The organism is Empedobacter sp. ULE_I140 (assembly GCF_053482575.1).
In genome coordinates, this window is sequence record NZ_JBQMTX010000001.1 from 2484486 (window position 1) to 2496867 (window position 12382).

A 12382-nucleotide genomic window follows, 5' to 3' on the forward strand; every position below is an offset into this window, starting at 1 on the left:
CGCTAACGTTTAACATCAATTAAAAATTTGAGTCTTGCTAATTTACAACTTTTCTGATTGAATTTTAATGTTTTAATAATAATTTTTCAAATTTTAGAATCTTAAATTGCTCATCAAACAAAACGTTATAAAAGAACATTTTTTCCTTCATCGTTTTATTTTTCATTTGCACATTTCGAACTGGAATTAAGACGTTAAATTGAAATTCTCTATCCTTCTCAAAATGATTAACAGCCGCATAATAAATCAAATTGTACCACGAATCGATTGGTGCATAAATCCCATAAAAGTCAGGATATAACGCATCTGCTTCATCTTTGTAAACATTGGTAATCGAATAATTATCAATCTCAAATTTCGAAACGCATTTATAGGTTGTTAATTTAGAACAAATTGAAGTGTCTTGTAGATATTTCGCCGAATCTAATTTCAGCCCAAATTCGTCCATTTTATAATCTTCAAACTTATTAATCGTAGGATCTACCACAATTTTTTTGTTCGGAAATTCTAAACTTTGTTTTTGGATATCTTGTAAAATAGTATCGTAAATTTTTGTTCGAATTTGATTTGGGTTAACATTTTGCGCATCAACAAATAACACAATATGTAAGGAAAAAACCAATAAAAAAAGTCTCATTTTGGCGTTTTGGTTTAAAATTTGTTTAAATTTATGAAGTCTTTACGATTCAAAAATCAAATTTAGTTGAAAAGATTTCAAATCTTATCATTTCATCATATTTTCGTAAACAAATAGTTAAAAAGGTGTTAAAGTACGCTTTCATACAATTACACTTTAACTATTATTGTTTATTTTTAACAAATTAATACAAAGTTTAATATCCGACAACAAACGTTTATTATAAATATTCTCTATAACTATTATAAATAAAATCTTTTACAATTTTTCCAAACAAGACATAAAAGTTAGACATTTGCAGTGTCAAATAATTTATTCATAGATAGTAAGACAAAGAGTAACAACGAGTATAACGAAATTGATTTATGAAGTTTGGAATTACTCGCACTCTTTTTACTTTTTAGAGTTTTTTATAGTAGTTTAGGTTGGTTAGTAATCCGTTCACTTTGAACGGATTATTTTTTTATAGCTTATCAATAAAAGCTTTCAACAAATTATATACTTTTTCAGAGGAACTCAAATCCAAACTTTCAGCTGTATCATTGGGATCATGATAAAAACCTTTTCCTCCTAATGTGTAAATAAAAAACGACGGAACACCTTTCAAATAAAACGGACAATGATCGGAATTACACGATTCTCCTCGAATTTTAACTTCTTTTAGGTATTTATTTGTTTGATTGAATTCAACTAATTTTTCAAATTGATTTTTAAAAACTTTACCATTCACAACTTGAATTCCTTGATCGCCCGCTCCCATAATATCTAAATTGACTAAAAATTTGATTTGATTCAATGGAAAAAGAGGATGATTAACATAATAATCTGCGCCTAAAATCCCCGCTTCTTCACCTGCAAAAGCCATAAAAACTGTTCTATAATTAGGCTGATGTTTTGAATAATACTTCATCAGCGCCATCATCATTGCAGTTCCGCTCGCATTATCACTCGCTCCAGGAAAAATAGTTTGTCCAACTTTCCCTAAATGATCATAATGAGCAGAAATAACAATTACGCTATCATTGTTCTTTCCGTCAATGTAACCAATTATATTATTTGCTTCGAATGAATTATTTAACTCTGAATCAATAGAATAATCGTTTATTTTTAAATTTTTAGAATAAAATTTATCCGAAATAATAAATTCTGAAATAGAAGATTGTCGTTGACTAAGACTTGAAGTCAATTTATCTGATGTAAATCTAAAAATCGCTCGATTTTTATTTTCATTTTTCTCATAAATATTCGCCCATTGTTTGTAATATTTCTGAATAGAATCTACAGAAGTCACTAAAGGCGGCAAAATAATATGTTTTCCTTTTTGCGATTCATCATCTTTCACAATAAAATCCCTCGTTTTATCTTTCGACTGAAAAGATTCCACATAGGCTTTTGTGTCAAAAATATAAAAAGGTGAATTGGTTTTCGAAATTGATTTAGAAATTGGTTTTACAATAAAATCAATTCCATATTTTAATTCTTTTCCATTAATTTTCAGTTTTGCATCTTTGATAATATTAATCGGAAAAGTAAATGTTTGATTATAACGATTAGAAAAAGACTTCAATCCATTTTTTTGAAATTCGTTTTGTAAATAAATTCCAGCATTTGTCATTCCATTTTCTACATAACCTCTGCCAGCAAACGAATTTGACGTAAGCGAATCTAAAATTGATTTAAAATATTTTTGATCAAAGGTTTGCGCATTTCCGATTGTAATTACAAAACACGAAATCAAACCAAATAATATCATTTTATTCTTCAGCATTTTAATCATTTTATTCTTCAAAAAATATTCTATTCTAAGATAATTATCATTTTAACAAAAAAAATCAATTATCTATATTAAGTCAATAACAAATTTAAAAAATCTTTAAAAAGTAAATCAAATTAATACTACTATAAATTTTATATCTTGCATTATTAAGTTATCATAATAAAAACAACAAATCACAAATTAAATGAAAGAAGTCGTAATAGTTTCAGCTGTTCGTACAGCAATGGGATCTTTTTTGGGAAGTTTATCTAACGTTCCAGCTACAGATTTAGGCGCAACAGCTATTAAAGGAGCTTTAGATAAAATCAACTTAGATGGATCTTTGGTTGATGAAGTATATATGGGAAATGTATTGCAAGCTGGTGAAGGACAAGCACCTGCTAAGCAAGCAATGATAAAAGCAGGTTTACCAAATACAATTCCTGCAACAACGGTAAACAAAGTTTGTGCCTCTGGTATGAAAGCTGTAATGTTTGCTACACAAGCAATTCGTTTAGGTGACGCAGATGTTGTAGTTGCTGGAGGAATGGAAAACATGTCGATGGTTCCTTTCTATTCACCAAATGCAAGAACTGGAAATAAATACGGAAATACTGTTTTGTTAGATGGAATTGTGAACGATGGTTTACAAGATTACTACAGCAAAGAAATGATGGGACTTTTCGGAGATACTTGTGCAACTGAGTTCAATATTTCTCGTGAAGAGCAAGATGAGTTTGCAATTAATTCTTACAAAAAATCTGCTGCTGCTTGGGCTGCTGGAAAATTTGACAACGAAGTTGTTCCTGTAGAAATTCCTCAACGCAAAGGAGAACCAGTTATTTTTAAAGAAGACGAAGAATATAAAAATGTAAACTTTGATAAAGTTCCAGGTTTGCGCGCTGTTTTCTCTAAAGACGGAACTGTAACTGCTGCAAATGCTTCTACAATTAATGATGGAGCTTCTGCTTTAGTATTAATGTCTTTAGATAAAGCAAACGAATTAGGATTAAAACCTCTTGCAAAAGTTATTGCTTATGCTGATGCTTCTCAAGAACCTTCAAAATTTACAACTGCACCAGCTAAAGCGGTTGAAAAATTATTGAAAAAAGCAAATATGACAGCTGCTGATGTTGATTTCTGGGAATTTAACGAAGCGTTTTCAGTTGTTGGAATTGCAAATACTAAATTATTAAACCTTGATGCTTCTAAAGTCAATGTAAATGGTGGTGCGGTTTCTATTGGTCATCCACTTGGAAATTCTGGATCAAGAATTTTGGTTACATTATTAAATGTTTTAGAGCAAAACGGAGGAAAAATTGGTGGTGCAGCTATCTGTAATGGTGGCGGTGGAGCATCTGCAATGATTATCGAAAAAATCTAATTTTAGATCAAATACACGATGAAAGCGTCTAATCTGTAGACGCTTTTTTATCTTTTGAAATTAAAATACTTGTAAAAAATCTGAAAAACATTCGACATTTATTATAATTGGCTTAAAAACCTTTTCTATATTTGTTGGATTGAACAAACACTTTTGTATGGAATATTTAGAATTTGAACAACCTATCAAAGATTTAGAAGAACAGTTACAAAGCTGTCAAATCGTCGGCGAAGGAAGCGGTGTTAACATCAAACAGGCTTGCGTTGAAATTGAAATTGCAATTGAAAATAAAAAGAAGGAAATCTATGGTAATTTAACGCCATGGCAACGTGTACAATTGTCTCGTCATCCTTCTCGCCCTTATACTTTAGACTACGCTTACGCGATCACAGATAACACGTTTATCGAAATTCACGGAGATAGAACTTTTGCTGATGATAAAGCAATGGTTGGTGGTATGGGAAAAATCAATGGTCAAACTTTTATGATTATTGGTCAACAAAAAGGAAAAAATACCAAAGAAAGACAATATCGTCGTTTCGGAATGTCTAATCCAGATGGTTACCGCAAAGCTTTACGTTTGATGAAGTTAGCAGAAAAGTTTAATATTCCTGTCTTGACTTTAGTCGACACTCCTGGTGCATATCCTGGTTTAGAAGCTGAAGAAAGAGGTCAAGGTGAAGCTATCGCTAAAAACATCTACGAAATGTTGAAACTTACAGTTCCTATCATTACAATTGTAATTGGTGAAGGAGCTTCAGGTGGAGCATTAGGAATTGGAGTTGGGAACAAAGTTTTCATGTTAGAAAACACTTGGTATTCTGTAATTTCACCAGAAAACTGTTCTACAATTTTATGGAGAAGTTGGGATTACAAAGAGCAAGCTGCTTCGCAAATGAAATTAACTGGTCCTGATATGTTAGAATTAGGATTAATTGAAGACATCATTCAAGAACCGCTTGGTGGAGCACACTACAAACCAGAAGTTGCGTACACAAACTTGAAAAATAAAGTTTTAGACACTTACAACGAATTGAAAAAACTTTCTCCAAAAGAATTACAACAACAACGTCAAGAACGTTACATCAAATTCGGAGAATTTTCAGGATAAAATATTGTTTTACAATAATACTTATTGTAGAATATACAATTTTAAAACGAGATATAAAATTAGTTATATCTCGTTTTTTTATTTAATTTTGAAACTCTTATGGAACAAGCAAATTATAATCCCGAAATACCAGCTAACAAGCACAATGTCATTGGTTTAGAGAAAGGTAAACTTCCTCCACAAGCTGTTGATTTAGAGCAAGCTGTACTTGGTGCGATGATGATTGATAAAAAAGGGTTGGATGAAGTCATTGACATTCTTACACCGCAAGTTTTTTATCGTCCAGAGCATCAAGCGATTTATGCTGTCATTCAAAAATTATTTAACGATTCAGAACCTATTGATTTATTAACGGTTTCGAATGAGTTGAAAAGTGAAGGCAAATTAGATCGTGTTGGCGGTGATTATTATTTGATTCAATTAACGCAAAAAGTTTCTTCTTCTGCACACGTGGAGTATTATGCTCGTGTCATTCAAGAAAAATATATTCTTCGTCGTTTAATTGAAATTTCGAATCAAGTCATTGAAAAATCATACGATGATACTGCCGATGTATTTGATTTACTGGATTATTCTGAATCGAAATTATTCGAAATTACAGAAGGTGGAATCAAGCGTAGTTATTCGGAAGCAAGAGATTTAGTTACAGAAGCGATTGACAAAATTAAAGCCCAATCTACCAAAGAAGGAATGTCTGGTTTATCTTCTGGATTTACAGAAATTGATAAAATTACTTCGGGTTGGCAAGAATCGGATTTGATTATCTTAGCCGCTCGTCCTGGTATGGGGAAAACCGCTTTTATCCTTTCGATGGCGAAAAATATGACGGTGGACAAAAATATTCCAGTTGCTGTTTTTTCATTAGAGATGTCTTCTGTTCAGTTGATTACGCGTATGATTTCGGGTGAAACTGGAATTTCGGGTGAAAAATTGCGTAAAGCAAAATTAGCCGATCACGAATGGAAACAATTATATACAAAAGTAAAAGGTCTTGAAAATGCACCGCTTTACATTGACGATACGCCTGCCCTTTCTATCTTCGATTTAAGAGCAAAAGCGCGTCGTTTGGTTTCTCAACATGGTGTAAAAATGATTTTGATTGACTACTTACAGTTAATGACTGCTGGTGGAAAAGCAAATGGAAACCGTGAGCAAGAAATTTCGATGATTTCGCGCTCCTTAAAAGCAATCGCAAAAGAGTTAAGTATTCCTGTTATTGCACTTTCGCAGTTATCTCGTTCGGTAGAAACTCGTGGAGGAAGCAAGCGTCCATTATTATCGGATTTACGTGAATCTGGAGCGATTGAGCAAGATGCCGATATCGTTTCGTTTATTTATCGTCCCGAATATTATAAATTAGAATATTGGGATGATGAAAGTGAACCTTGCGCTGGTCAAGCCGAATTTATCATTGCTAAACACCGTAATGGTGCGTTAGAAAATGTGCGTCTACGATTCATTAATGAGCAAGCTAAATTTACCGATTTAGAAACTTCATTTGGTGGAGATTTCGAAATTCAAAGCTCGATGAATGATGGTTCTCAAGAAATGGGAAGTGCAATGAATTTATCTGCTATCGATCCTTCTGATGCTTTTGGAGATTTCGGCGGAGAATTCACAAGTTCGATGAACAACGACGACGATAATTTACCGTTTTAAAAGAATGATTTTATTTTGAACGAATTGTTCTATTAAGATTTGATAATTTTAATCAATCATAAATATTTACTTTATGAAAAAGAATCTAGAATTTATTGCAGAACTTTATGGTTGGATTCAAATCTTTATATCACCCTTTATTATTGGCTTCATAATTGGATTGTTGATTTATTTTCAAAATAAATCAATTTCTAATTTAATTATTGGTTCTATCTTCATTCTAACAGGATTAATATTAGGAATTATTTTAGCAAATAAAAAAATGAAAAGTAAAAACGGAACAATTTGGTTTTTATCACGAACAAATTCAGCAACTGATTTAGATAAATAATCATTCTTCTAATTTCTATTGTTCATTTATACTTACTTTATTGTTCAAACCTTCTAAAATCTCATCAACTATCAGTTTTATTTATCCTAAAAGTTTTGTTAGGAACGAGAATTGCTACAACTTTGTATACATTAAATAAAGAGTGAAATGGCAAGTTCAATCAGAACATTAAATCCTGCTACAGGTAAAATCGAAAAAGAATTTCAAGCCTACACAAGCGAAGAAATCAATCAATATATAGACGACGCAAACGAATTATATCAAACATGGCGATTCGAATCTTTCGAAGAAAGAAAAGCTGTAATGAAACGTGTCGCAAACGAAATGCGTAAGCAAAAAGCTCGATTAGCTGCTTTGATTACAACAGAAATGGGAAAACCATTGTATGAAAGTGAAATCGAAATTGATTATAGTGCAAATATCATCGAATATTACGCTGATAATGCAGAAGAATTCTTGGCAAATGTTCCTATACAAACAGAAAAAGGTGACGCTTATGTGGTTTCAGAACCTATTGGTGTGTTATTAGGTGTCATGCCTTGGAACTTTCCTTTTTCTCAAATTGCACGTTTTGCTGGGCCTCACATTATGGCTGGTAACACAGTTGTTTTGAAAACGGCTTCTAATATTCCGCAATGTGGAATCGCTTTCGAAGAAATGTTTACTGCTGCTGGCGCTCCAAAAGGTTTGTACAAAAACTTATTGATGTCAGGAAAAGACACAGATTCGATTATTAATAATCCAAAAATTGTTGGTGTATCTTTAACTGGTTCAGAAGCTGCTGGTGCAGAGGTTGCAAGTATCGCTGGTAAAAATGTAAAACCTTCGGTTTTAGAACTTGGTGGTTCTGATCCAATGATCGTTTTGAATGATGCGGATATCGAAAAAGTGATGAACGGAACCATTAACGGTCGTTTACGTAATGCTGGACAAGCTTGTACTTCTTCGAAACGTATTATAGTACAAGAAGGTATTTACGATGAATATTTGAAAAAAATTACGGACTATATAAACGGAATGAAAGTTGGCGACCCTACACATGCTGACACCAATATGGGACCTGTAAGTTCGGAAAGCGCGTTAGAAAAATTATTGGATCAAATTAATGATTCAGCTAATAAAGGAGCAACAATTGTTTCAGGAGGAAAACGTATTGATCGTGATGGTTTCTTTTTACAACCAACAATTTTGACAGATTTAAAACCTGGAATGAAGGCTTATGACGAAGAAGTTTTTGGACCTGTGGTTTGTATTTGGAAAGTCAAAGATGTAGAAGAAGCAATCAAAATTGCGAATGATACGCCTTACGGGTTAGGTGCTTCTATTTATACAGAAGATGTTCCGAATGCGGAGAAAATCGCTCGTAGAATAGATTCGGGAATGGTTTACGTAAACAAACAAGTTTCATCAAGTCCAGATTTACCTTTCGGAGGTGTTAAACATTCGGGGTACGGACGCGAACTTTCTAAAGCTGGAATTATGGAATTTATCAATAAAAAATTAATCATGATTGCGAAATAATTTTTCAATCATATCTAAAATAATAAAAAAATGCAACTTTTATAAAGTTGCATTTTTTTATTGAATAAATCCTTGTTTTTGTTCCATTTGGTCAATTTTGAAAAGAATTAAATCACGCATAATTTTTGCTCGATTTTTTGCTTCATTTGCTATTTCTCCTTCAAATTTTTCGTCAATTATTCCGTACCACAATTCAATCCAACGCTCGAAATGGTGTGGTTTTAATTTCTCTTTTTGACTCAAAACCAAATGTGTTCGCATTGGCCAGCCTTCAAAAGTTGCTTTTCCTAACAAAACAGTTTCCCAAAACTGAATCATATGTGGCAAATGTTCGTCCCAATTTACCTTTGCAACTTCCGAAAAAAAGTAACCAATGACATCATCTTTTTGCACTTTATCGTAAAACGTATTCACCAATAAAGCAACATCTTCTGAAGTTTCGATATCTTTTTTCATTAAAACAAATTTACAAAGAACTTAATTCAATTCATCAATGTTTTTAATCACGAAAAAATGCAGTAATTTTACAGTCTCATAAAAATGAATAGAATTGGATAGCAATAGACAACAAAAAGTAAGTAAATTATTTCAAGAAGAATTAGCAGAAGCTTTTAGAAAATGGGCTGTAAAGGAATTCCCTGGAAATTTGATTAGTGTTACAGAAGTAAAAGTAACACCAGATTTGAGCGTTTCTAAAATCTATGTAAGTATTTTTCCAAGTACTCAAAAAGACGAAATTTTTAAAGAAATTAGAGTTAATACACCATTATTTAGAGGAATTTTATCAAAAAGCGCTTCTAAACAAATGCGTATTACGCCAGAATTAATTTTCATTTTAGATAATTCATTAGACGAAATGGATAAAATCGACAAAGCGCTAAGAGGAGAAGGAAATAATCCAATCTTATAATGAGAAACATTTCACTTTACATTGCGAAACGCTACATTTTTTCGAAAACGAATACAAACGCTGTAAACATTATTACATCGATTGCTGTTGGTGCTATTTTGGTTGCTACAGCAGCTTTGTTTATTATTTTATCCGTTTTTTCGGGCTTAGAAAAAATGAATTTAAAGTATTATAGCAATGTAAATCCTGAAATTAAAATATCACCTTCGAAAGGAAAAGTATTGGACAGTTTAACTTTTGTTGTGGATCAATTGAAGCAACAAAAAGATGTCAAAGCTTTTTCTAAAATCATCGAAGAAAAAGTCTACATCGATTACAAAGGAAAACAAGATATTGCCTATTTGAAAGGTGTTGACGAAAACTTTACCAAAGTTACGCGTTTAGATACAGTGATTTATGGTGGACAATATTTAGATTTTAATCGCGATGATAATTTTATTGTTTCGAATGGAATTGCAGAGCGTTTACAACTTTATATCGATCCGATAACGCCAGCAGATTTGATGATGCCAAAAGCTGGAACAGGTTTAATAAAACAAGAAAGCGATGCTTTTACTCGCAAAGATGCGTACAGCGTTGGCGTTTTTATTTTGAACGAACAATATGACAAGCACATCTTTACGACATTAGGTTTGGCGCAAGAATTATTGTTGTTAAACGAAAATCAGTGTTATTCGATTGAAGTAAAAACGACTGGAAAAAAATCGTTTAATGAAGTGAAAATTCAACTTCAAAAAGCATTGGGTTCTCATTATAAAATCGAAACCAGACAAGATCTGGATTCAGCTTTCTTGAAAGTAATGAATATGGAAAATTTAATCAGTTATTTGATTTTCACGTTAGTCATTATTATTGCATGTTTCAATTTGGCAGGAACAATTATTATCTTGATTTTGGATAAAAAGAAAGAAATTCAGACGATGTATAGTTTTGGATTATCTCGAAAAAACATTCGTAATATTTTCTTCCAAACTGGTTTTATTATCACCTTTATTGCGATGACAACAGGTTTATTAATCGCCTCTGTTATTGGATTATTACAAATAGATTTTGGTTTGGTTATGGCTTCGCCAACTGTTGCGTTTCCATTTATCTTTTCTGTCGAAAATTTTGTTGCAGTTATTGTAACTGTTTTAGGTTTGGGAAGTTTGGTTTCGTGGATCGTTTCCAGACAAGTGAAATAAAAAATATTAAGACATAAAAAAAGCTTGAAGAAATCTTCAAGCTTTTTTTATGCTTTAATCCCACCTATTCCAACGAATATAATTTGGTTTTGAGAAGTCGAAATCCATCATTTGGAAATCTCTATTATCCAATAAATTTGTCTTGATTAGATTATCACCTTGTCCAGGAATTGAAGGATAATACGACAATGAAAAACGAATATTATTGAACACAAAATAATCATTTGTCAACATCACACCCAAACTAAAACGCGAATAAATTGGGTTATTATTTAGTATAAATTTTTTGTTATCTCCAATTGCCGCGACCATCGCATTAAAAAATGGCGAAATACGAAATCCTAAAAACTCGTAAGGTGTATAGGATTGCAATTGATACTCGAACATTAATTTTTGTTGACCTGTTAATCCTCTATCCGATTTGAAACCTGCCATTCCCAAATAATCATGTTCATGAAGCGAAAGTTGATCCGCAGGAGAATCTAAACGATCATTTCCCAAAAGATAATTAGTTTTCATGAAGTTTCTGAACTTCCATTTTCCCCAATTTATCAACTTTGCCATATATTGTAATTCTACAGACAGCGTTTTTTGTTCAAATTTTCCTTTATTAAAAAATCCTCCAAACTCAACTCCAAATCCCCAAAAACCGGTATTTAAAAAACCTCCAGCAGAAGCTTTTCCGCCAAGATAATAACGATCAGTTTGACGAATATTTTGAATTCCTCCTATAATGCCCAATGATTTCCCTATCGCAATATCTTCTTCAATATCATAATTGAAAATATATTTTGTTTTGATATATCGTTTTGAAGAAATTCCTATCCCTACTAAATAATTCGTTTGGTCAGAAAAAAAGTTCACAGGATCGTTTTCTGGAGTTGGTGTTTCGGTATAAGATCGATCATAAAATCGCCCTGAAACAATAAAATTGGTAATATTTTCTGAATGACCATCATCAATTCTAAACGCTCTTGCCAACCAATAATCTTGGTAATTATATTTGAAATGGTTATCAACCAAAATAGGTTTTTCGAAATCTAATGAATCTTTAAAATACACTTGTCCAACCGAAACTCCACCTGCATAATGTGCTAATGGCGAATAAAAAGGTCGTACAAAACTGATTGATTTTGTATAATGATTATCTTCATTTTTGAAATAACGTACATTCCCAATAATTCGAGTTTGGGCAATATTTGGAACCGTATAATTAAATTGATATAACGAATTTCCTGTTTTGTAATTGTGACGGTAACGATTATCAAACACATGTCCTAAACCTAAAAAATTTCGCTCTCTAATGCGAATTCCAGCTTTTGAACTCGAAACCGAACCTGTAATAAACATACTCCAAGAGTCAATTGAATTGACATATAAATCAACCGAATCATTCCCGACAGCTTCTTCCTTAATCTCTACTCGACGAATAGAACGATTGGTACGTATTAAACGCTCAGATTCAGCTGCTTTTACAGAATCATATTTATCTCCTAGTTTCAGCAACATATTTTGACGCAACACAAATTGCTTAGATTTCCCGTGTAGTGTATTTCCAGTTCTTTCAATCCATTTTGTCGGTTTTCTTGTCGTGTCCTGCAAAGAATATCCGAAAGGGTCTTGTGTTTTGTAGTAAATATTTCGAATAATTTTTCCTTGATATTTTCCATCACCTACATTATTATTGGGCTGAATAGGAAAACTCGTTGGTTTTTTCTTGAATAATAATTTTTGGTAAAACTTTCTAAACTTAGAATGATTTTTATTCTCAATTCTAACTGTATCAATTTTGACACTATCTTCTTGAGCATTAACAACTATGGATAAACTAAAAAATAGTAATCCAAAAAAAGTTAATAATATAGTTCTTTTTTTAAGCACACGTCAAG

At 32.1% G+C, this 12382-nt stretch carries 11 protein-coding genes; 7 read left to right on the forward strand and 4 right to left on the reverse strand.

Going from position 1 to position 12382, the window contains the following annotated elements; genetic code table 11:
- Positions 1-64: 64 nt before the first annotated feature.
- Both ACTS9J_RS11905 and ACTS9J_RS11910 read right to left on the reverse strand, forming a co-directional pair.
- The gene (locus ACTS9J_RS11905) at positions 65-637 is read right to left on the reverse strand and encodes a hypothetical protein (RefSeq protein WP_125349041.1); all 573 of its coding nucleotides are present in this window, start codon (positions 635-637) and stop codon (positions 65-67) included.
- 463 nt (positions 638-1100) lie between these two features.
- A complete protein-coding gene (locus ACTS9J_RS11910) occupies positions 1101-2405 on the reverse strand; it encodes a M28 family metallopeptidase (RefSeq protein WP_291049058.1) in 1305 nt (434 codons plus the stop codon).
- Between the two features lie 193 nt (positions 2406-2598).
- Here ACTS9J_RS11910 and ACTS9J_RS11915 point away from each other — a divergent pair, with 193 nt between their 5' ends.
- From ACTS9J_RS11915 to ACTS9J_RS11935, 5 genes are all read left to right on the forward strand, one after another.
- Positions 2599-3777 (forward strand): thiolase family protein, encoded by a 1179-nt coding sequence (locus ACTS9J_RS11915; RefSeq protein ID WP_115001279.1) that lies wholly within the window; start codon positions 2599-2601, stop codon positions 3775-3777.
- Between the two features lie 157 nt (positions 3778-3934).
- Positions 3935-4888: an acetyl-CoA carboxylase carboxyltransferase subunit alpha gene (locus tag ACTS9J_RS11920; protein ID WP_038334644.1), complete on the forward strand. Its 954-nt coding sequence runs from the start codon at positions 3935-3937 to the stop codon at positions 4886-4888.
- Between the two features lie 99 nt (positions 4889-4987).
- Entirely contained in the window at positions 4988-6547 is a 1560-nt protein-coding gene (dnaB, locus tag ACTS9J_RS11925) for a replicative DNA helicase (protein WP_115001280.1), read from the forward strand.
- Positions 6548-6620: 73 nt separating this feature from the next.
- Positions 6621-6878 (forward strand): hypothetical protein, encoded by a 258-nt coding sequence (locus ACTS9J_RS11930; RefSeq protein ID WP_125349038.1) that lies wholly within the window; start codon positions 6621-6623, stop codon positions 6876-6878.
- A 147-nt stretch (positions 6879-7025) separates the two neighbouring features.
- Positions 7026-8399 (forward strand): NAD-dependent succinate-semialdehyde dehydrogenase, encoded by a 1374-nt coding sequence (locus tag ACTS9J_RS11935; RefSeq protein ID WP_219034703.1) that lies wholly within the window; start codon positions 7026-7028, stop codon positions 8397-8399.
- Between the two features lie 57 nt (positions 8400-8456).
- On the opposite strand, the gene ACTS9J_RS11940 is transcribed toward ACTS9J_RS11935, so the two are convergent.
- Positions 8457-8855, reverse strand: coding sequence for a group III truncated hemoglobin (locus ACTS9J_RS11940; RefSeq protein ID WP_019975256.1), 399 nt, complete (start codon positions 8853-8855; stop codon positions 8457-8459).
- A 94-nt stretch (positions 8856-8949) separates the two neighbouring features.
- On the opposite strand from ACTS9J_RS11940, the gene rbfA reads away from it, so the two are divergent.
- The gene (gene rbfA, locus ACTS9J_RS11945) at positions 8950-9309 is read left to right on the forward strand and encodes a 30S ribosome-binding factor RbfA (protein WP_038334637.1); all 360 of its coding nucleotides are present in this window, start codon (positions 8950-8952) and stop codon (positions 9307-9309) included.
- Complete coding sequence (locus ACTS9J_RS11950; RefSeq protein ID WP_448353276.1) at positions 9309-10493, forward strand: ABC transporter permease; 1185 nt, start codon at positions 9309-9311, stop codon at positions 10491-10493. Before rbfA ends, ACTS9J_RS11950 begins: the two co-directional genes overlap by 1 nt.
- Positions 10494-10547: 54 nt before the next feature.
- On the opposite strand, the gene ACTS9J_RS11955 is transcribed toward ACTS9J_RS11950, so the two are convergent.
- Positions 10548-12374, reverse strand: a complete 1827-nt coding sequence (locus ACTS9J_RS11955; RefSeq protein WP_448353277.1) for a hypothetical protein — start codon at positions 12372-12374, stop codon at positions 10548-10550.
- Positions 12375-12382 lie beyond the last annotated feature (8 nt).

Bases quoted from the DNA above. Each gene is read 5' to 3' on its own strand.
- ACTS9J_RS11905 (WP_125349041.1), bottom strand. From the start codon at position 637: ATGAGACTTTTTTTATTGGTTTTTTCCTTACATATTGTGTTATTTGTT.
- ACTS9J_RS11910 (WP_291049058.1), bottom strand. From the start codon at position 2,405: ATGCTGAAGAATAAAATGATATTATTTGGTTTGATTTCGTGTTTTGTA.
- ACTS9J_RS11915 (WP_115001279.1), top strand. From the start codon at position 2,599: ATGAAAGAAGTCGTAATAGTTTCAGCTGTTCGTACAGCAATGGGATCT.
- ACTS9J_RS11920 (WP_038334644.1), top strand. From the start codon at position 3,935: ATGGAATATTTAGAATTTGAACAACCTATCAAAGATTTAGAAGAACAG.
- dnaB (WP_115001280.1), top strand. From the start codon at position 4,988: ATGGAACAAGCAAATTATAATCCCGAAATACCAGCTAACAAGCACAAT.
- ACTS9J_RS11930 (WP_125349038.1), top strand. From the start codon at position 6,621: ATGAAAAAGAATCTAGAATTTATTGCAGAACTTTATGGTTGGATTCAA.
- ACTS9J_RS11935 (WP_219034703.1), top strand. From the start codon at position 7,026: ATGGCAAGTTCAATCAGAACATTAAATCCTGCTACAGGTAAAATCGAA.
- ACTS9J_RS11940 (WP_019975256.1), bottom strand. From the start codon at position 8,855: ATGAAAAAAGATATCGAAACTTCAGAAGATGTTGCTTTATTGGTGAAT.
- ACTS9J_RS11950 (WP_448353276.1), top strand. From the start codon at position 9,309: ATGAGAAACATTTCACTTTACATTGCGAAACGCTACATTTTTTCGAAA.